Genomic DNA, 18967 nt, shown 5'->3' with positions numbered 1-18967 from the left:
TCTAGTCACCAAAGTTCTACAACAGACTGTAAAACTGTGTAAAGAGTTAACGATGTCCGAAATGCGCCCGCGCCCAGAACGCGGTCAGTTTCACCTGCCCACCGAGCTCTACGGCCAAAGTGTTTTGGGCGCCCCCCTACTCTATTTTCCCGCGCAAACCGGCACCCACCACGGCCTCATAATGGCCGGCACCCACGGAGATGAAGTCGCCGCAGTCGTCGCTCTATCCTGCGCGTTGCGGGCCCTCGCCACCAATTCATTGAGACATCACGTAATCCTCGCTGTCAATCCGGATGGCTGCCAGCTGGGCACCAGGGCCAACGCACGCGGCGTGGATCTCAACCGCAACTTTGCCACTGCAAATTGGGATGGCAGTGGCAATGTCTACCGGTGGAACAGTGCTGCGGAAAAACGCGATGTTCGGTTAAGTACAGGTGATAGCGCCGCCTCTGAACCCGAGACCTCTGCACTTTGCCAGCTGTTTGCAAAGCTGGGACCGACCTGGACCGTTTCCATTCACGAGCCCCTTGCCTGTGTCGAGGACCCCAGCAACAGCCCTCTGGGCATGCAGCTTGCCAGTGATTTCAAGCTGCCTCTGGTTGGAGATGTGGGTTACCAGACCCCAGGATCATTCGGCACCTGGTGCGCAGAACAAACACTGCCCTGCATTACCCTTGAATTCCCCCCAATATCAGCTGATGCGGCAAGTGAAGACTATCTGCAAGCGCTAATCGACCTGCTGACTTACGACCAATAAACTCTACCCGCCTTGAAAAGCAGAGGGGGCTCCACATCGCTGGCCAGCCAGGTGGGCCCATCCAGGTCCAGAAAGCTCGCTCGACTTCCCAAGGGCCAGGCTGCTCGGATAGCCCGAGAGGTACAAAGCATACATCCCAACATAATTTCCAGGCCGAGATCAGTCGCTTCATCTGCCAGTGCCAGGGCCTCGGTAATCCCGCCAGTTTTGTCCAACTTGATATTGACCATCTCATAGCGTTTGAGCAACTTCGGCAGATCTTCCCGAGTATGGCAACTCTCGTCCGCACAAATCGTCAGCGGGTGCTCAAAGCTCTCCAAAAATTCATCTTCACTCGCAGGAAGTGGCTGCTCAAGCATCGCCACCCCCAGCTCGCTTAAATCATGACATCTCTGTAACAAGGTCTCTTTTCGCCATGCCTCATTGGCATCAATCACCAACCTGGCATCCGGTGCTGCAGAGCGTACCGCCGACACCCTTTCTTGCACATGTTGGTCATCAAGTTTCAACTTGAGAACATCAGCTCCCGCCGTCACAGCAATTTTCGCAGCACCAGCCATTGCCTCGGGACTATCAACAACTAATGTCTGTACGGTAGGGAGAAAATCCGGAGCCGGATGTAGACGCCCCGCTTTTCTAGCCTCCCAATCTGCCAGCGCACAATCCAATGCATTTCGCGCCGCTCCGGCAGGCATACGCAGCTGTAATTGCTCTCGGGTCAACCCATCGCTCACCTCTTTGAGCATCGGCTGCAGCTGGTGCAAAACAGAGGCAGCACTTTCTCCATAGCGAGCATAAGGCGTGCACTCACCGACGCCAGAGACTTCACCATCACTAAGCTCCACCACCACAACCTGAGCCTCAGTGCACGCGCCACGAGAGATGACAAATGCAGTACGTAGAGGCCAGCGCTCATCAAAACAGCGAGCCCTCATTGGCAGAGCCTCCAGGCAATAAAAGGAACTCTCAGTTTAGGTCAGGGAGACGAGGGCTAGCTGGCGAAGGCGGAGGCGACGGACTATTTCTTTTGGGAGGGCTCAATCTGCAGAAGTACAGGGGTGTAGGTGGGGTTTTGCGACTGGGACCTACTGTACCAGCGAACTCCCAAAGCACCGAAGACCAGACCGATCAAGGCCCCGATTACAGCGCCGGGTTCAGCGAAGAGCGAATCCCCAATCAGTGCAACTAGCACCAGGGACATCAAGGGGACGAGGTAAACCAGCAAGGCACTACTGGTCAAGGCATTCTCGGTAATACCAATTACCGCCACATCATCGAGGTGGATTTTATCTGCGGAAAAACCGTTGAGAGCTACTTTAACGCGGGTCGAAGAAGAAAACAGATCGCCCAGCAATCCGGTCCCACAGCTGGACTTGGTAGAACAGCCATTACAGGCGCTACTCTGGGTGGTCTCCACCCAGATAGCATCAGCCTCTATGGCCACCACCCGGCCACGCTCTTGAAGCACCTATATGCTCACTTAGCTCTTTGCGGTAATTGAGCTGGCGACACGGCGCGCTGTAGTTTCGGGGATTTCACCCACCACTGTTACAGTGTAAGCAACGCCTTCAATTTCCAGGCGGTCCATATAGGCTGTTGTGGCTCCGCGGATTGCGCGACCTTTAAAGCCCTCAAGTTCTGGACCGAGGCGCTGGACAAATACAGAAAACACTCCCAGCCCGTCGCTAAACACCATCATATCGCCATCAGATAAGGGCTTGACGGACACTACCCGGAAACCGTCGGGTAACCAGCCCACCTGCCAGCGGCTCTGTGAAGCCGTACACTCATTCCGATTATCGATGCGCCGGGCATTATTGGAGACCGCCTGTAGTGCGGCATCCTCTACAGGGGAGAGATCCAGTTGTACAAACTGGTAACGCTCCAGTACGCGGCCCTGGGTGCTAACCAGCATGGTCTTCAACGGCAGCCCAGTCTGTTTATCGAGACTCACTACCAAGCCCAGGCGATAGCGATCCCTTGGTCGCGCCTCAATCACAACAGCATCGCGATCCGCGATTCGCTCCTCACCCCGCAAGATAAATTGGTAAGCGCGCTGAGCCTGTTGTTGGCCCGCCGAGTTCCATGTTGTAGCACGATTTCTTGGCGAAGCACTGACATCGCAATTTCCGGCACTGCCGTGGCTGATCAACTCTCTAGGCTCACCACTGAGGTAGCGCACGCGCTCTACCTGCTCACCTTCTCGAACCGCGTGAACCACTTGCAAGGTCTCCAGGAGGCCCGCATGCTCAAAGGTCACCAGACCACTGTATTCAAGCTCAGTTACTGCCTTTGCCAACTTGGCTAGCCAATGCTCAACCTCGTTATTACTCACCACACCCGGGCTTACCATGCCGCTCTGCGCTGCAGGGTTGAGGTTAACTACGCCAGATGTCACCGCCTCTTGCGCCGGCACGCCGCCAACAGCACTTTCTGGAGTTGCAGTTGCTGGAACGGCCGGTACCGCAGCGGGACTTTCCACCTCTCCCGAGCCCCCGTCCGTCATAGCAACTTCCACAACAGCCGGGGCTGCTGCGGGAGCAGTACTCATATCGAGATTGATAGTGGTGGGGGCACTGGGCTCTACGCCAGCGTCAACCTGGGCAAATGACATGGGTGCCAATAACGAGGAGGCCAACAGTAGACCGTTGGCCTTGAGAATCCCACTGAGGATTCGGCGCCCCCTGGTTTCGACTTTCGTCACACTACATTCCAACTTGTTCGCCGTAAGTGGCGCGAGCAAAAGGCACCATGCCCTGACTGCCCACATGAGCGGCTTGTTCTGAGTGCTGAATCATTACGCGATTCAGGTGGCGCATCAACTCGGGGGTTGGTGCCTGCTGTATTACAGCCTGCCCCACAACACCTGTGCGCTGCTCGGGTACAAAGCGGGGAGCCGCAGTGCTCACAGAGCGCGTAGAGGGAGCGGGCACATAAAAACCGGAAGGCTGCGGAGCAGACTGAACCACTGGTTGGGCTTCACGCTCAACCGATGCTACTGGCTGGCTCCCCCCCTGGATGGTGTTCTGCGGAGAATCTGTCATTTGCTGCACACCCAAAATGGCAGCAAAAGCCACCGTCGCAGCAACAGCACCACGGGACAGCGGACGCCACCAGCGATTGTTGACCAAATTGCCAGTAACCGCAGCCCCCCCATTGCCGTTTTGCGACAGAGGCTCTTCCTCATCGATGGCGGCAGAAATACTCGCTGCAAGGCCGATGTCGACCGGCGCGACCTGTTCGCGGCGCATAACACTCGCCGCAAGTTGGTAACGCGACCAGCGCTCACCGAACTCTTCAGAGGCCGCGCTGGCCTTCAGAAGCCGTTGCAGCTCCAGTTCGCTGACTTCGCCATCCATGAGCGCCGAGAGCGACTCGTTAAGACGTTCCTGATGATTCCCGTGGGACATAGGGGTTAACCCTCTTGTGCAATCATTTATTCGGTGCCCACAAGCACCATATTTGGTTACATGTTATGACCGGAGTCTGAGCGGTTGGTTTCCCCGACTGGGAAAATTTTCCGCAATTTTAACCCCTGTCACCCAGTGTTTCCGGCTCGCCGGCCATCACGGCCTGGACTGTCCGGTCTATCGCCTCCCGTGCGCGAAATATTCTAGAGCGCACAGTTCCCACCGGGCATCCCATAACCTCGGCGATTTCCTCGTAGCTCAGTCCCTCAAGCTCTCTCAGCGTTACCGCTGAGCGCAGATCCTCTGGCAGTGCGCGAATAGCGCGATGCACCGCCGCTTCCAGCTGGTCGCGAAACATCTGACTTTCAGGTGTCTCGTTGTCACGCAGCAGGTCAGCACCCGAGTAAAACTCAGCATCTTCCAGTTCAACATCGGAAGATGGCGGCCGACGACTGCGGGAAACCAGGTGATTCTTGGCGGTATTGATCGCAATCCGATACATCCAGGTGTAAAAAGCACTCTCGCCGCGAAAATTGGCAAGAGCACGATAAGCCTTAATAAAAGCTTCTTGGGTTACATCCTGTACTTCACTGTGGTCCTTAATGAACCGACTCACTACAGCAACAATTTTGTGCTGGTACTTGAGTACAAGAAGGTCAAAAGCGCGTTTGTCCCCTTTTTGTACCCGTTCTACCAGCTCACGGTCACTCGTTGACGCCTGATGCGCTGTCATCCCCAACTCCCATATCCAGCCACACTGCGGGCGCCACAAAATTTGACTGCGGGGCCACCGGCGCAGGCGTTTCTTTTACTGTGTTGATGACAATGACAATAGGACATAAGTTCCACGTCAAATCGACGAATAATCAGGAGGCGCTATACTACGCGACCCTTAAACATAATTGAAATCTATGAATGCCCAGGCAAACTACGACGTTCTCGTAATTGGAAGCGGTGCAGCAGGCCTTACACTGGCCCTGCATCTCGCCTCCCAGTATCGCGTGGCCCTGCTCTCCAAACAGAGATTGCAAGATGGCTCTACCTGGTTCGCCCAGGGAGGCATCGCTGCAGTGCTGGATGAGATGGATTCGGTTGAGTCGCATATTGCAGACACATTAGACGCGGGTGCAGGACTCTGCCACCCCGCTTCAGTGCGCTTTACCGTAGAGGAGAGCACTGCTGCGATCAGCTGGTTAATCGATCAAGGTGTGGACTTCACCCGCGAGGAGCAGGGCTACCACCTCACTAAAGAGGGGGGGCACAGTCACAGGCGCATTATTCATAGCGCTGATGCCACCGGCCAAGCGGTACACAGCACCCTGATCACCAAGGTGCTAAACAGCCCCAATATCGATTGTTTCGAACACCACGTTGCCATCGATCTAATTCGCCAGCCGGATCCAGATAAAGGCCGATTTCGCTGTGCCGGCGCCTACGTACTCAACAAGAGCAACGATGAGGTCGAGCTGATCCAGGCTAAAGCCGTCGTCCTGGCCACCGGGGGGGCCAGCAAGGCCTACCTTTATACCAGCAACCCGGACGGCGCCAGCGGCGATGGAATCGCAATGGCTTGGCGCGCCGGGTGCCGTGTGGCCAATATGGAGTTCAATCAATTTCACCCCACTTGCCTTTACCATCCCAAGGCCAAAGCCCTGCTGGTAACAGAGGCTTTACGCGGTGAAGGCGCTGTACTCAAGCTTCCCGACGGCAGCCGGTTTATGGACCGCTTCGACAAGCGAGGAGAGTTGGCGCCGCGGGATATCGTCGCCCGCGCTATCGACCACGAAATGAAGCGGCTGGGGGCAGATTGCCTCTATCTGGACATTTCCCACAAAGATCCTCAGTTTGTACGCGATCACTTCCCAACGGTTTATAACAATTGCCTTCGATATGGCATTGATATCACCCGAGAGCCTATTCCAGTGGTACCTGCAGCTCACTATACCTGTGGCGGCATTATGGTCGATCGCCATGGGCGTACAGATCTGGACCAGCTCTACGCCATTGGCGAAACGACATTTACCGGCTTACACGGCGCCAACCGCCTTGCCAGTAACTCGCTGTTAGAGTGTCTGGTTTACGCTCGCTCAGCAGCCCTGCATATCGATGAGCACCTGGGTATGGTACAGGCGCCCCGCCCATCTCCTGACTGGGATGCATCGCGAGTCACCGATTCCGATGAAGATGTAGTGATTTCCCATAACTGGGATGAGCTGCGCCGGTTCATGTGGGACTACGTAGGCATTGTGCGCACCCGCAAGCGACTCTTGCGCGCACAACACCGAGTAACGTTGCTGCAGAAAGAAATTCGCGAGTTCTACGCCAATTACCGCATCAGCAGTGACCTGGTTGAACTGCGCAATCTCTCCCTGGTATCGGAATTGATTATTCGTTCGGCCCTGGATCGCCGCGAGAGCCGGGGGCTGCACTACTCCCTCGACTACCCCCAACTGCGTGAACTTGCTATGGACACGATTTTGGTGCCAGAGAACTTTGCCGGCCAACGCCAATTTATTTAACCGACCAATTTTTAGTCAACTGGGCCCGCCACGGCAACCCAGCTAACTAGCGGGAATAGCGCAGTGCCACTTGTAGCCTACGCCAATCCTGCGGCGCCAGCATATCCTTGGCCAACACCAAACGGAGCCGGCGCCCAGCCCTGTCTCGACCATTTATCACCACCAACCAAGACCACAACACCAGCTCATTTACAAACTGGAATTCGCGACGATCTGCGCCATCAGGCTGCCAAAACCACCTTCGCTCGCGGGTCGATAAATGGCCGCTCACAGTTTTCACCCGGCGCCACTCTATCCCGGCGTAAACCATAACAAAAAGGCTCGCCAGCCCTGATAACACTAAAGGCAGGTTACACAACCAGACCAGTAAGATCGCCAGGAAGGTGATCAGCAAAAGGAGCAAATGCAAAAGAAAGGAAGGCGCAACGACGCAACTTAAGCGGGCGCTGCGCTCATAAAGCGGGGGTGTCGAGCTATTCCTGGAGTCCGGTGTTGTCACGGATGATTTGCACTATACGCTTCAAGTCCGGGTCAGCCGGGTCTTCTCGACGCAAGAACCAGGCGAACAGATCCTGATCCTGCTCATCAAGCAGGCGGATATAGCGCTGCTGATCCTCTGGCTCCAGGGTCTCGTAAACATTATCCAGAAACGGCAGCAAAACCAGATCCAATTCCAACATGCCACGGCGACTGGCCCAAAACAGGCGGTTGCGATCCATACTTCTTTCCAACCAGATAAAAAGCGCAGTATACCCCCTGCCCCACCAAACTTGAAAAGGGCGCGAAGGACCCCCAAATTATGCCCCGAATACAAATGCAGGTGGCAGGATTATGGATCAGCAACAGTGGCAGGATTTTCTCAGCAACGAGGGCGCCATTTGGGAGGGCAGCAAAGCTCACTTCCCTCTCACCAGTCGCGAAGACCCTCAGAGTTTGCACCTGCTGGACCTGGGCCCAATCGGAGCTATTTCCATTACCGGACCCGACAGCCAGAAGTTCTTACAGGGGCAGCTCACCTGTGACTTGATCAACCTTCCCGATGAACACAGTACCCTGGGAGCTCACTGCAATCCTAAGGGGCGTATGATCAGTGCTTTTAGTGCACTGAAACTTTCACAAAGTGAGTTCATCTTCCGGTTGCCCAAGGATTTGGCCCCCATCGCCCAGCAAGCGCTGGCCAAGTACGCCGTCTTTTTCAAGACAGAGCTGCACGACATCAGTGATGAAACCCACTGGTTAGGCCTGCAGGGGCGCGATGTGGCAGAGCGCACCTCCAAACTGCTGGGCTTCGAGCAACCCTCAGTCGGCGAGGTGAAGCTATTTGACTTCGAAGGAGAGCGCTGCATTGCCCAATGTATTACCGACCTGCAGCTAGCCATCCTGGTACCCACCAGCAAGGTCCAGCAACTGTGGCAAAAGCTATCACCAGAGTGTGAAGCTACCGGCTATGACTGCTGGCAAATGCGCCAAATTGAAGCCGGTATCCCTCAGGTGGACGCCGCCACGACAGAGATGTTTATCCCGCAGATGACCAACCTGCACCTGCTCGGTGGCGTGAGCTTTAAAAAAGGCTGCTATACCGGCCAGGAAGTAATTGCCCGGATGCAATTCCGCGGCGCTGCCAAACGTCGCCTTTACCGGGCCAGCTGCGCTTCGGGGGATCTCCCTGAATCGGGCATGGAGATATTTGGAGATGGAAAGCAAAGTATTGGTAATCTGGTGGAAGCCTGCCATAGCAAAGAAGGCATTCAGCTACTCGCCGTACTCACCATATCCAAAGTGGCCGCAGGTGAAACCTTACACCTGAAAGATGGCCGCACTTTGGATATCGGAGAACTTCCCTACGATGCAGACGCCGATCCGCTAGCCTAAACCGGAAAAGTACTTTTAATCAAAAAGGCGGCTTTTTAGTCGCCTTTTTTGTTTATGATTTAACAACCAGAAAAAACCTCTGGAAAGTAAAAAGGTTTGCACCAATCAAAACGCAGCTTACTACCGCTACTATATTTATGGATATTTCCCTGGGCTTCAAAATTTCAGCTAAATAAAGCAGTAGAGGGAGGCAATATTGAAAGAGTTAGACCAACTAATTGTCGTTCTTGAATGCTGCATTATTCTGGCAGGCTTTGCTGCAATAGTTGGCACACTCCAACCCAGAAAAGGCAGAAATCTTGGCAAAGGAAGAATTGTATCCCTCGCGATGATTATTTATATCAGTTTGATCAACGCATTACTGGCTGCCTTCACCCTGACTCTATCCAATTTTGATCTCGCTGATCGCACCCTGTGGTCAGTAAGCAGTTTTGCCATGAGTGTGGCTACGTCGTTTTCTATCGGCTACCTATGGATAAAGAAACGACTCAAATCTGTTTCAATTGTTGCCAAGGTTACCTATTTCCTTCTTTTCGGCATTGCCGGCTCAGTAGTTATTATCAATATCATGAATACGCTAGGGATCGTTTTCAACAGGGAGTATGGACCGTATTTTTTATCCTTTGTTTGCAACCTATTTGTCGTCGGTTATGCATTTTCAAGACTGCTTATGCGCCCATTATGGGTAGCTGTTAAAGAAAATGAACTAGGCCGAACCGACAAGGAGAAAACGGCGGCGTCCGGCTGATTTTCAGCTAAAAGTGTGGCGTCAACCATTGGACACCTACACCTACACCTAACAACAATTATTAACCATATAGCAAGCGGGTTAAAATAAAGCTAATTGTGAGACGGGAAACAACTTACCAGCTCTCCATTTCACTCATATACTGTTATCAACTTTCCTATTTAACCTTTCTGCTTGGGACAATAGCGGAAGATGGAAAAACTGTCGGTACAAATCGATCAATTACTTGTCATTATTGAAATATCCATAGTGCTGGCAGGGTTTGCGGCAATGGTTGCCACTTTTCAGTCAAGGAGAATAGAGAGTATCTCTAGGGGTCATGTGGTGTCCCTGGCCATGATTGTCTATATCAGCCTATTCAGCGCACTGCTCGCCGCCTTTTCTTTGGCACTTTTGAACTTCCGTATCGATGCTGGCTATGTTTGGTCTACAAGCAGCTCCTTGATGGGAATAGCCACCACAGGCTTTATTGTCTATCTGTGGAAAAAAAGACACTTCAAATTTGTGTCTATTGTAATGAAAGTTACCTACTATGGGCTTTTCAGTATCGCTTCATCGGTAGTTATCGTCAGCACACTCAACGCTACTGGCATATTTTTCGAAAGAGAGTTTGGCCCTTATTTTTTAGCCTATATCTGTAACTTATTTTTTGTCGGCTTCGCGTTTGCCCGGCTATTAATGCGACCTCTTTGGAAGGCCGTTGAAACCAAAAAGAGGCACCCTGTGAAGGGTCGCCAATCTTAAATAGATAGGATTATTAGCCAAGCAATATATACCACCCAAGTGGAAACCCTTTTCGAATTACTCAACCCATATATTATTAATCAAACTTTAGCCACCAAGCTTATTAGGCCAAATCAATCTCCACCCATAAAATACTAATTTTTCTATTTACAATCCGGGAGAGCTGAAAATTCTGCCCTCTTTGACTCATACCACTTCTGCATTGAATCAGGATCTTTCATCAAATCCTGCATTTTTTTCATAGCTTGCAAGTGCTGTGCATCATTTTTTCGATACATCTCGATTCCGTGCATCTTGCTAAGCTCCGCCACCTCTTCAAAGTTATTCCCACGAAATTCCACATCGCAGGCGCCTCCCAACTCCTTGCAGGTCATCATTTTCATAGCAATTCCACCTTAGATTTCACAACTGATACTTTATCGGACAGATAAATAACTTCAAAAGAGCCAAAAATAGATAATAGCTCTGATTGGCTTTCAAGCCTCGATAGATTTCCATTGCAAAACACTGCCAAAGCAGAGAATTGACGCATATAACCACTAAAAAATAGAAAGATTCTTTATCTGAAAGCCAAGAGAAGGATAACAGGAATAGAATTTTTGGCTCTCTGGATAAATACAAACCCGGATAGATAATACCTATCCGGGGCAAGCCACTAAATCTCCACAGCAATCCGCTTCAATTGATCCGCCTCTGGCAAAGCCCACTCAATAGGCTTTTCTCCACGCTGTTGCAACCAGTGATTTGCCTGGGAAAAAGGATGGGTTCCAAAGAAACCCCGATGCGCAGATAGAGGGGAGGGGTGTGGAGCACGCAACACTAAATGCTTATTGCGGTCGATAAAGCCTCCCTTCTTTTGCGCATAGCTCCCCCAAAGAACAAAGACTAACCCTTCACGCTGTTCCGCTAGCTTGTGAATCGCCGCATCCGTAAATTGCTCCCAACCCTGCCCTTGGTGGGCGCCGGCCTTGCTGTCCTCAACAGTAAGGGTGGCATTTAGCAAAAGCACGCCCTGCTCTGCCCATGGTTGCAGGCAACCGTGGTGTGCAGGGGGAATACCCATATCGGAGTGCAACTCTTTATAAATATTTTGCAGCGATGGGGGAATGCGTACTCCGGGCATCACAGAAAAGCACAGGCCATGGGCTTGGCCAACGCCATGGTATGGGTCCTGACCCAGGATAACGACTTTTACCTGATCAAAAGGTGTGGAGTTAAAGGCATTAAAGATCTGGCCACCGGCTGGGTAGATCTTCTTGCCGGCAGCTTTCTCCCCCTTTAAAAACTGACGCAATTGGGCCATATAGGGTTGGTCAAACTCCCCGCCCAAAACATCGTACCAAGAGGGGTGGATCTTTATTTTGTCCGGAACCGGCATTCTTAAACCTTCAATATCTTTTTAACATGATGTTGTAACTCAGGCACAACTTCCTCCTCAAACCAGGGCCTGCGACGCAACCACAGGGTATTGCGCGGGCTTGGATGCGGCAATGGAAAGTATCCCGCTGGCAGAGCATCGCGGTAATGGCGAACATTCTCGGTAATACTGCCATACCAGTGCGGGAGGTAATGGCGCTGGGCGTATTGTCCCACCAACAGCGACAGTTGCAAGTTGGGTAATTGTGCCATTAGGCGCTGATGCCAGGTGGCGGCACACTCGGGTCGCGGCGGCAGGTCACCGCCCTTGCCGCGCCCAGGGTAACAGAAGCCCATGGGAATAATGGCAATCTGGGACTCGTCGTAAAAGGTATTCCTATCAATCGCCAGCCAATCTCGCAGGCGATCTCCTGAGGGATCATTCCAGGGAATACTGGTCGCGTGGACCTTGGTGCCCGGGGCTTGGCCGACGATCAATAGGCGTGCAGACGCTGCAGCCCTCAAGACTGGATTCGGCCCTAGAGGAAGCTGTTCTTCACAGAGGCGACAAGCCCGTATTTCCTCCAGCAGTGCCGGTAACTTCTCAACTACCACCTACTATATGTCCCTATTGTTTACCCTCGGGGAAAGCTAAATGTAACAACCGCGCGCGGCGATCCTGGGGATCACGGGCACGACTGATATTATTGTTATTGAAAACCACAAATACCCCCTGGTTATTTACAGCAACTCCAGACCCCATCCCCCCCAACCGCGACACTTCATAGGCGTGCTCCGGAGATTCTTCAATCTCACGGTAAACCAAGCACCATTCAGCTTGCAAGCTCGGCAGAGCTCTTCTACATACCGCATATGCGTTGCTTTCAAGAGTAAAAAGAGCGCCGTCATGATAATCAAGTCCTCTCAGATTCTCCGGGTGGTCTCCAAAATCCAGCCCCACTACAGAAGGCAAGGAGAAAACTTGAAACTCTCCTTTATTTCCCACCTTTAACAATCCCCTGGGTTCCCGCTCTAAAGCTACCCACAAGTCATCGCCAACCTCAACTATCCCCTCCCCGCCATTATTGTATCTCAGCGAATAACCCAGGTGTTCTATTGCTGATGACCACTTGTTATTAATCCAGCGTGAACTCCCATCTGTGTCCACTTCTGCTATTCGATTGTGGCGTTCACTCAATAAAAATGTACCGTCGTCTCTACAACATATTCCACCAAAACGCATTGCGATTTTAGCCCGCAATAAATCCATAACAAAGTGAGAAACATTATCGGCTACTCCCCTTTTGGGCGGAGGCAGGCCGCTAACTTCCAGGTATTTTTCTAATATTGCACTCTGACCGTGTAAATTGATTCTATATATTTTTTCCGATTCTTTAGGAGAGATCGTTATTAATTGACCACAAAAACTCAAACCAGATAGACCTACACCCGAGCTATTATCTATCCAGTAATCAGCAATATCTTTAGCCAAAAAAATCTCAGCAGCCATTCCCACGGATGCTAAAAATATGAAATTAATTGCGAGGAAAACTGTCTTGATCATTCCATCCCTCTTTAAACACAACCTGACTATTCGAACCCCAGTAATAGAAAGTCTCTATTGGTATTTAGTCAGATTGATCTGGTAGAGCCAGATGTAATAAGAGTGCTCTGCGATCCTGAGGGTCGTGAATACGGCTGATATTATCATTGTCAAACACAATAAAAACGCCCCGCTCTCCAATAGCCAAACCATCTCCCTTGCCACCGGTCCGCGATACCTCGTAGCCGAGTTCAGAGGAGTTTTCATGTTCCCAGTAATCCAGGCACCACTCAGCTTTCAAGCTGGGTAATTCTCTGCGGCAAACTGCATAGGCATTAGGTTCCAGGGTCCACAAAGCGCCATCATAGTAATAGAGGCCTGCCATATTTTCCGATTCATCACGAAAATCCAGCCCTTTTACTGGCGGCGGAGTGAAAATCTGTACACTTCCCTTGGGGCCGAGTTTTACCAGGGCACGGGGATCCCGCTCTATAGCCATCCAAAAGTCATCGCCCACCTTCTGTAGCCCTACACCGGAGAGATTGTACCCGTGCATATAGCCTTGGGCTTTAGCCGTGGCCGACCACATATTTTCTAACCAATGCCCCTTTCCCTCCATATTTATTTCGGCTATCCGGTTGTAACGTTCACTCAACAAATAGAATTTATCATCGGCACAGGTAATAGCTTCAAAATCCATCGCTGCAGCTGGGCGAGTAAGTTCCAGTAGAAAATACCATAAATTAGTAGGCCTATCTTTTTTCGGAACTCGGAGCCCAGCCAGCTTGATATAAGGCTCCAAGGTTGCACTCCTATCTCCCAATACTATCTGGTAGATCTCCCTGGATTGCTTATCCGACACCGTAACCATTTTTCCATCGCAAAAACTCAATCCAGATATACTTAACCCGGCACTATCATCCACCCAGTAATGAGCTATTTTTTTGGCGGGAATAATTTCAGCTGCAAGCCCCATGGATGACAAGAGCGCACATACGATAGTTAAAAAAATACGCTTAATCACGATCCTTCCAATTTATCGCCAAAGTGATTTAAGAACCGGGAGATTCCCTGCGGCCAACAGACACTACCAAGCTGTAAGGTCCCAATAGCTATTGGTACACAGCATAGTTACCCCAATTGCTCTAAACAATTTTAGCGCTAGTGACTAGAAGATATTTTAAAAATGGAGGGGCTTGTTGAACGGGAAAGAACTAAAGGGATGGGATTAGCGCCGGCTCTCGGGAAGTACGGCGCCAGACAGAGTCAATTATTGCTGCCTACTGGCCTCATCTGGCATTGCCAGATGCAACAACAGCGCGCGCTTGTCGTCAGGCGCCTGGGCACGGCCAACATTATTGTTGTCGAGGATAACGAAAATACCCTGCTCTCCGACTGCCAGCCCCTCGCCCTTTCCATAGCGGGTTTCTTCATAAACCCGCTCGGGAGATTCTTCAAGGGCGCGATAATCCAGGCACCACTCTGCTTCCAGGCTAGGAAGTGCCCTGCGGCACACGGCGTGGGCGTTGCGCTCCAAGGTAAAGAGTGCGCCGTCGTGGTAATCCAATCCCGCCAAGTCCTCTGAACGGCCAGCAAAGTCCAGACCATCTACTTGAGGCAGAGTCAGTGTGCTGGCCTCGCCATCTGCATTAAGCCTCAACAAACCACGGGGTTCGCGCTCCATGGCTATCCAGAAAGTATCGTCGGCTTTCACCAACCCCTCGCTGGAAGCATTGGTCTTCTGTAGAAACCCCTGGGACCTGGCTAATGCCGACCAGCTATGCTCCTGCCAGCGTGCATTTCCCTCGATATCTACGATGGCAATACGGTTGTAATGCTCACTGACCAGATAGACCTGGCCATCGCTACAGGTAACACCTTCAAAGTCCAGATCTTCTGCCGGGCGGAACAACTCCTTGAAGCCTTCCCAAGCGCTGACAGGCTCATCCTGCTCCGGTATCCCAAGGCCGCTTAAGCGAAGATGTGATACCAGGTCGGCACTGCCATCGCGAAGTTCAAGCGTGTAGATCTCTTCAGAATTCTTATCGGAGACTGCCAGCAGATCTCCAGAACAAAAACTTAAGCCGGAAATATCCAGGCCTGCACTACTATCAACCCAATAGCTGGCCAGCAACCTAGCCGGGGTAATTTCTGCGGCTATCGCCAGTGGCGACAACAGCACGGATAGAACACTGAAGAGAGTACGCTTGATCACTGCAAAACCAATTAATCGCGGAAGTTATTAAACTGCAATGGCTGTTCCAGCTCTTTACCGCGTAACAAGGCGATCACCTGCTGCAAGTCATCGCGCTTCTTGCCAGTAACACGCACCTGCTCACCCTGAATGGCAGCCTGCACCTTGAGCTTTTCATCTTTGATCAGCTTAACAATCTTTTTTGACAGTTCTTTGTCAAGGCCATTTTTCAGGGTCACGTCCAATTTGACCTGCTTGCCGGACTGCTCTTTATCACCTACATCCATCGCCAGTGGATCGATATCGCATTTGATCAGTGCGCCGCGCAGCATATCCACCATCTGGTCTACCTGCATGTCCACTTCAGCGCGAACTACCAGGGAGAACTCACTCATCTCCACTTCCGCATCCACACCTTTAAAGTCGAAGCGGTTGGTAATAGTGCGATTCACCTGATCCACAGCGTTGGTGAGTTGGTGCTTATCCACTTCAGATACAATGTCAAAAGAAGGCATTAAGTTGTCTGCTCCTATTTCCAGGTTTCCGGAGTAATCTCCGCGTTGTTGTCACTATCAGCGAGCCAGATATGGCCATCCTGAATGGTTGCACTCAGGTCCATATTGCGCTCAGCCATAGCCGCCAATTGCTCAGTGGCATCAGCGGCTAAATGGTAGACGGTAAGGTTATCAAAGCGCTCCAATTGGCTGGCCTGTTTCTGCCACCAGATTGGTGCTGCACGGCGCCCGTAACTGTATACGATAACGCGCTTCGAGCGGTTGCAGGCTTTGCGAATTCGTTCCTCAGTGGGCAGCCCCACCTCGATCCAGAGATCGATTTCCCCGCTCAGGTTTTTTTGCCAGAGATCCGCTTCCTCATCGGAGGACAATCCCCGGGTAAACTCCAGCGTTTCCGCCGCATTGTGAGCAAAAGCCAGTAGGCGCACCATCATACGCTCATCTGTTTCCGAGGGATGTCGCGCCAAAGTGAGCGGATGTTCGGCGTAATAATCCCTGTCCATATCGGATATCTGGACTTTGGCCTTAAATATTGTTGCTTTTAACGCCATTTTGGCTCCATGGTGATGCCTTCTCCAGCGCCGGGAGTCAGGCGGACTATTCTTGATGGGTTCACGTGAGAATAAGGATATTCCGCATGACCTCTGCGCTCCCCTGCGGCTGGCCCTTTTGGCAGAGCTCACTGCTACTGCTGCTGGCAACCACCCTCAGCGGCTGTGGTGTCAACAATATCCCAACCTATGACGAGCAGGTTAAAGCCACCTGGGCCCAGGTTCAAAACCAATACCAGCGCCGTGCCGATCTGGTTCCCAATCTGATGCAAACCGTAAAAGCTTACGCATCCCACGAGCGGGAAACCCTACAAGCCGTCACTGAGGCCAGGGCCAAAGTCAGCTCTCTCCAGGTTGACGGCAACCTTCTCAATGACCCAGCCAAGCTGCAACAGTTCGAAGCAGCACAAGGCCAGTTAACCAGCGCGCTATCCCGCCTTATGTTGGTGGTAGAGCGATACCCCGACCTCAAAGCCAACCAGAACTTCCTCACACTGCAATCTCAGTTAGAGGGCACCGAAAACCGCATCAGTGTCGCGCGCCGGGATTATATCCAGGCTGTAGAGCGCTACAACCGCGAGATTCGCACTTTTCCAGGAAGAATCTGGCATGCCGTGCTCTACAGGGATATGCCGCTTCGAGAAACTTTCGAAGCCACCAGTGAAGATGCCGACAAGGCACCTGAGGTCAACTTCCAATAGACAGGCGCCATCGACCCCAAAATGAACCGCCCCAGTCTTGCCATAACCACCCTGATCGCTCTGGTCTGTGCCTTAGCAGCCTGGGCCGATGTACAGTTTCCAGCGCTTTCCGGCCGGGTAGTAGATCAGGGAGAGTTGTTAAAGGCCGATGAGAGATACCAACTTACTGAGTTGATACAGCAGTATGAGCGCGACAGCGACAATCAGCTGGTTGTCGCCACCATCCCCGAGCTTCAGGGCATCACTATAGAGGAGTATGCCAACCAACTGGCACGCAAGTGGAAGCTAGGAAAGAAAGACAAAGACAATGGAGTGCTTTTCCTGATTGCGCCCAATGATAGAAAGGTCCGTATCGAAGTAGGCTACGGCCTGGAAGGAGCCCTAACCGATGCATTGGCGGCAAATATTATCCAAACCAAAGTACTGCCAGAGTTTCGCAATGGCGATTTTAGCGGCGGAATCAATGCAGGGGTTCGATCAATTATCGCCGCGACAAAAAATGAATATGTCGCTGAACCCGTAGAAACCAAAGAGGGACGCCGAATTGCTGTACTGGTCGGCGTATTCCTTCTGCTGGTCATGCTACACCTCTTCGGCAGTGCCGCACTGGGTTCACCTGCACAGAGCCGCATTTTTAAGCGGGGGCGCTACGGCGGCTACTATGGTGGAGGTGGATTTGGCGGAGGTCTATCCGGCGGCAGCTCTGGGGGCGGGTTTAGCGGGGGCGGCGGAGGTTTTGGCGGAGGGGGCGCATCGGGAGGATGGTAATGCTCACCAATACTTATCAACGCCAGGTAGCAGAGGCAATCAAGGAAGTAGAGTCCCGCACCGACGCTGAAGTCATGGCTGTGGTCGCTAAGGAAGCCGACAACTACCTTTATATCTCTACCCTATGGGCCGCATTCCTAACACTGTTAGTCTCCCCTCTGATCGAATTCCTGCCGTTCTGGATCAACCTCCAACAGGCGGTGACGCTTCAGTGGATTTTATTTATTGTCCTGGCAGTAATATTCCGCTGGCGCCCCATCACCATGCGCCTGGTACCAAAGAAAATAAAATTCTGGCGAGCTTCAAACTTAGCTCGCAGGCAATTTCTGGAGCAGGATTTACACGCAACCAAGGATCGACTCGGGCTACTGATATTTGTTTCAGAAGCCGAACACTATGTAGAAATACTGGCCGACAGAGGCATTGCTCAACACATCACCAATGACAACTGGCAGAGAGTAGTGGAAAATTTTGTGCAACAAATCAAGCGGGGAAAAGCAGGAGAGGCATTACTAGTATGTATTGAGCAATGCGGAGATCTACTTCACGAAGCGATACCCACCAGCACCATTAAAGATGAACTGCCGAATCATCTAGTCGTCATCAATTAAATCCCCGTATCCCCCAAGACTGGCAACACCAACTTATTCAAGTCTCAAAACGAAACTTCACGCCATACCAACCTACCCTCATATTGTGACTTGAATCATCAACTAAGCTGCCTAAAGGCATAAAACCCATAAGTAAACTCTATACAAGAAGATGATTCCGACTAAAACCCTATTGCAGCTTTTCAGTATTACTCTTCTGTTACTGGCATCTGGATTCAGTGCCGCTCTCTGGTCTCAAGAACTACAAAAGAAAAATACGACTTCGGCAATCGGGGACGCTTACTTGCCCGGCACTCGTATAGCCTCCCCTCGCCAAAAGCAAGCCACCACCTACTTCCTGCCAGCATTGAGTAACAGCGACAAATTAACTTTTCATGTCGAGCATTTGCTCAGCAACCACATTGGCGATCTCGACGCCCTCAGAATGGAATGGGCCATCAGTAACCGGCAAGTGAAATTTCCGACCTGGGACCCCAGCAGTACAAAGGCGGAGTCCGAAAAGTTACCAGCTGCCCCTACTGAGGTTGTATTCATACCTACCATTTATGGCGGAAAAGTAATTTATAAAAAGCTGATTGAGAAAATCTACGGGGAAGTCAATGCAGCCTTCGGTACTAATCTTGAAGCACCAGACTAAATTAATCCCCCTTCAAAAATGAATAAGATGCAACTGATAAA

The 18967-nt window shown here is 51.6% G+C and carries 24 protein-coding genes; 9 read left to right on the top strand and 15 right to left on the bottom strand.

All coding sequences use genetic code 11. The features are described 5' to 3' along the window. The first annotated feature begins 52 nt into the window (after nt 1–52). On the top strand, nt 53–757 hold the full coding sequence (gene mpaA / locus ACYX4J_RS05965; RefSeq protein ID WP_413662748.1) for a murein tripeptide amidase MpaA: 705 nt from the start codon (nt 53–55) through the stop codon (nt 755–757). Here mpaA and ycjG read toward each other — a convergent pair. From ycjG to rpoE, 5 genes are all read right to left on the bottom strand, one after another. Continuing rightward, nucleotides 745–1692, bottom strand: coding sequence for an L-Ala-D/L-Glu epimerase (gene ycjG, locus ACYX4J_RS05960; RefSeq protein WP_476178081.1), 948 nt, complete (start codon nt 1690–1692; stop codon nt 745–747). The genes mpaA and ycjG overlap by 13 nt on opposite strands. An 83-nt stretch (nt 1693–1775) precedes the next feature. Next, a complete protein-coding gene (locus ACYX4J_RS05955; RefSeq protein WP_444958307.1) occupies nt 1776–2225 on the bottom strand; it encodes a SoxR reducing system RseC family protein in 450 nt (149 codons plus the stop codon). 12 nt (nt 2226–2237) lie between these two features. After that, a complete protein-coding gene (locus ACYX4J_RS05950; RefSeq protein ID WP_476178080.1) occupies nt 2238–3461 on the bottom strand; it encodes a MucB/RseB C-terminal domain-containing protein in 1224 nt (407 codons plus the stop codon). Between the two features lies 1 nt (nt 3462). Beyond that, a complete protein-coding gene (locus ACYX4J_RS05945) occupies nt 3463–4167 on the bottom strand; it encodes a sigma-E factor negative regulatory protein (protein ID WP_444914325.1) in 705 nt (234 codons plus the stop codon). A 118-nt stretch (nt 4168–4285) separates the two neighbouring features. Then, complete coding sequence (rpoE, locus tag ACYX4J_RS05940; protein ID WP_282931954.1) at nt 4286–4900, bottom strand: RNA polymerase sigma factor RpoE; 615 nt, start codon at nt 4898–4900, stop codon at nt 4286–4288. Between the two features lie 178 nt (nt 4901–5078). Between rpoE and nadB the strand changes: the two genes are divergently transcribed. Next, nucleotides 5079–6686 (top strand): L-aspartate oxidase, encoded by a 1608-nt coding sequence (nadB, locus tag ACYX4J_RS05935; protein WP_413662753.1) that lies wholly within the window; start codon nt 5079–5081, stop codon nt 6684–6686. A 46-nt stretch (nt 6687–6732) separates the two neighbouring features. Here nadB and ACYX4J_RS05930 read toward each other — a convergent pair whose 3' ends face one another. After that, nucleotides 6733–7185, bottom strand: coding sequence for a protein YgfX (locus ACYX4J_RS05930; RefSeq protein ID WP_476178079.1), 453 nt, complete (start codon nt 7183–7185; stop codon nt 6733–6735). Next, nucleotides 7160–7405: an FAD assembly factor SdhE gene (locus ACYX4J_RS05925; RefSeq protein ID WP_282931952.1), complete on the bottom strand. Its 246-nt coding sequence runs from the start codon at nt 7403–7405 to the stop codon at nt 7160–7162. Before ACYX4J_RS05925 ends, ACYX4J_RS05930 begins: the two co-directional genes overlap by 26 nt. A 112-nt stretch (nt 7406–7517) precedes the next feature. Between ACYX4J_RS05925 and ygfZ the strand changes: the two genes are divergently transcribed. The 3 genes from ygfZ (at nt 7518) to ACYX4J_RS05910 (ending at nt 10050) form a co-directional block, all read left to right on the top strand. Then, nucleotides 7518–8558: a CAF17-like 4Fe-4S cluster assembly/insertion protein YgfZ gene (ygfZ, locus tag ACYX4J_RS05920; RefSeq protein WP_444914326.1), complete on the top strand. Its 1041-nt coding sequence runs from the start codon at nt 7518–7520 to the stop codon at nt 8556–8558. 196 nt (nt 8559–8754) lie between these two features. Continuing rightward, a complete protein-coding gene (locus tag ACYX4J_RS05915) occupies nt 8755–9306 on the top strand; it encodes a hypothetical protein (protein ID WP_444914327.1) in 552 nt (183 codons plus the stop codon). 192 nt (nt 9307–9498) lie between these two features. Further along, nucleotides 9499–10050 (top strand): hypothetical protein, encoded by a 552-nt coding sequence (locus tag ACYX4J_RS05910; protein ID WP_413662757.1) that lies wholly within the window; start codon nt 9499–9501, stop codon nt 10048–10050. Between the two features lie 143 nt (nt 10051–10193). On the opposite strand, the gene ACYX4J_RS05905 is transcribed toward ACYX4J_RS05910, so the two are convergent. From ACYX4J_RS05905 to ACYX4J_RS05870, 8 genes are all read right to left on the bottom strand, one after another. After that, nucleotides 10194–10433 (bottom strand): DUF1059 domain-containing protein, encoded by a 240-nt coding sequence (locus ACYX4J_RS05905; protein WP_444917780.1) that lies wholly within the window; start codon nt 10431–10433, stop codon nt 10194–10196. Nucleotides 10434–10705: 272 nt separating this feature from the next. Next, on the bottom strand, nt 10706–11428 hold the full coding sequence (ung, locus tag ACYX4J_RS05900; RefSeq protein WP_476178078.1) for a uracil-DNA glycosylase: 723 nt from the start codon (nt 11426–11428) through the stop codon (nt 10706–10708). 2 nt (nt 11429–11430) lie between these two features. After that, entirely contained in the window at nt 11431–12021 is a 591-nt protein-coding gene (locus ACYX4J_RS05895; RefSeq protein ID WP_444917782.1) for a uracil-DNA glycosylase family protein, read from the bottom strand. 13 nt (nt 12022–12034) lie between these two features. Then, nucleotides 12035–12970 carry a hypothetical protein gene (locus ACYX4J_RS05890; RefSeq protein WP_476178077.1) on the bottom strand — a complete coding sequence of 312 codons (936 nt, stop codon included), beginning with the start codon at nt 12968–12970 and terminating at the stop codon, nt 12035–12037. Nucleotides 12971–13034: 64 nt separating this feature from the next. Beyond that, nucleotides 13035–13973: a hypothetical protein gene (locus tag ACYX4J_RS05885; RefSeq protein ID WP_413662766.1), complete on the bottom strand. Its 939-nt coding sequence runs from the start codon at nt 13971–13973 to the stop codon at nt 13035–13037. A gap of 246 nt (nt 13974–14219) precedes the next feature. Continuing rightward, nucleotides 14220–15164, bottom strand: coding sequence for an SdiA-regulated domain-containing protein (locus ACYX4J_RS05880; RefSeq protein ID WP_444893214.1), 945 nt, complete (start codon nt 15162–15164; stop codon nt 14220–14222). An 11-nt stretch (nt 15165–15175) separates the two neighbouring features. After that, nucleotides 15176–15658: a YajQ family cyclic di-GMP-binding protein gene (locus ACYX4J_RS05875; RefSeq protein WP_108733959.1), complete on the bottom strand. Its 483-nt coding sequence runs from the start codon at nt 15656–15658 to the stop codon at nt 15176–15178. Between the two features lie 14 nt (nt 15659–15672). Beyond that, complete coding sequence (locus ACYX4J_RS05870; RefSeq protein ID WP_282931942.1) at nt 15673–16209, bottom strand: YaeQ family protein; 537 nt, start codon at nt 16207–16209, stop codon at nt 15673–15675. Between the two features lie 86 nt (nt 16210–16295). On the opposite strand from ACYX4J_RS05870, the gene ACYX4J_RS05865 reads away from it, so the two are divergent. From ACYX4J_RS05865 to ACYX4J_RS05850, 4 genes are all read left to right on the top strand, one after another. Then, on the top strand, nt 16296–16910 hold the full coding sequence (locus ACYX4J_RS05865; RefSeq protein WP_476178076.1) for a LemA family protein: 615 nt from the start codon (nt 16296–16298) through the stop codon (nt 16908–16910). 21 nt (nt 16911–16931) lie between these two features. Beyond that, nucleotides 16932–17678, top strand: a complete 747-nt coding sequence (locus tag ACYX4J_RS05860) for a TPM domain-containing protein (RefSeq protein WP_476178075.1) — start codon at nt 16932–16934, stop codon at nt 17676–17678. Continuing rightward, entirely contained in the window at nt 17678–18289 is a 612-nt protein-coding gene (locus ACYX4J_RS05855) for a TPM domain-containing protein (protein ID WP_445363728.1), read from the top strand. The genes ACYX4J_RS05860 and ACYX4J_RS05855 overlap by 1 nt, the downstream gene beginning before the upstream one ends. A gap of 151 nt (nt 18290–18440) precedes the next feature. Then, a complete protein-coding gene (locus ACYX4J_RS05850; RefSeq protein WP_476178074.1) occupies nt 18441–18926 on the top strand; it encodes a hypothetical protein in 486 nt (161 codons plus the stop codon). Nucleotides 18927–18967: the final 41 nt, after the last annotated feature.

Source organism: Microbulbifer sp. ABM4_008 (assembly GCF_056311705.1).
Note: the sequence above shows the minus strand (reverse complement) of the source record. Positions and strands in the feature narration are given on the sequence as shown.

Coding starts and splice junctions, on each gene's coding strand:
- rpoE (WP_282931954.1), bottom strand. CDS start 4,900: ATGACAGCGCATCAGGCGTCAACGAGTGACCGTGAGCTGGTAGAACGG.
- ycjG (WP_476178081.1), bottom strand. CDS start 1,692: ATGAGGGCTCGCTGTTTTGATGAGCGCTGGCCTCTACGTACTGCATTT.
- ACYX4J_RS05890 (WP_476178077.1), bottom strand. CDS start 12,970: ATGATCAAGACAGTTTTCCTCGCAATTAATTTCATATTTTTAGCATCC.
- ung (WP_476178078.1), bottom strand. CDS start 11,428: ATGCCGGTTCCGGACAAAATAAAGATCCACCCCTCTTGGTACGATGTT.
- ygfZ (WP_444914326.1), top strand. CDS start 7,518: ATGGATCAGCAACAGTGGCAGGATTTTCTCAGCAACGAGGGCGCCATT.
- ACYX4J_RS05945 (WP_444914325.1), bottom strand. CDS start 4,167: ATGTCCCACGGGAATCATCAGGAACGTCTTAACGAGTCGCTCTCGGCG.
- ACYX4J_RS05860 (WP_476178075.1), top strand. CDS start 16,932: ATGAACCGCCCCAGTCTTGCCATAACCACCCTGATCGCTCTGGTCTGT.
- ACYX4J_RS05925 (WP_282931952.1), bottom strand. CDS start 7,405: ATGGATCGCAACCGCCTGTTTTGGGCCAGTCGCCGTGGCATGTTGGAA.
- ACYX4J_RS05905 (WP_444917780.1), bottom strand. CDS start 10,433: ATGAAAATGATGACCTGCAAGGAGTTGGGAGGCGCCTGCGATGTGGAA.
- ACYX4J_RS05850 (WP_476178074.1), top strand. CDS start 18,441: ATGATTCCGACTAAAACCCTATTGCAGCTTTTCAGTATTACTCTTCTG.
- ACYX4J_RS05875 (WP_108733959.1), bottom strand. CDS start 15,658: ATGCCTTCTTTTGACATTGTATCTGAAGTGGATAAGCACCAACTCACC.
- mpaA (WP_413662748.1), top strand. CDS start 53: ATGTCCGAAATGCGCCCGCGCCCAGAACGCGGTCAGTTTCACCTGCCC.
- nadB (WP_413662753.1), top strand. CDS start 5,079: ATGAATGCCCAGGCAAACTACGACGTTCTCGTAATTGGAAGCGGTGCA.
- ACYX4J_RS05870 (WP_282931942.1), bottom strand. CDS start 16,209: ATGGCGTTAAAAGCAACAATATTTAAGGCCAAAGTCCAGATATCCGAT.
- ACYX4J_RS05865 (WP_476178076.1), top strand. CDS start 16,296: ATGACCTCTGCGCTCCCCTGCGGCTGGCCCTTTTGGCAGAGCTCACTG.
- ACYX4J_RS05855 (WP_445363728.1), top strand. CDS start 17,678: ATGCTCACCAATACTTATCAACGCCAGGTAGCAGAGGCAATCAAGGAA.
- ACYX4J_RS05910 (WP_413662757.1), top strand. CDS start 9,499: ATGGAAAAACTGTCGGTACAAATCGATCAATTACTTGTCATTATTGAA.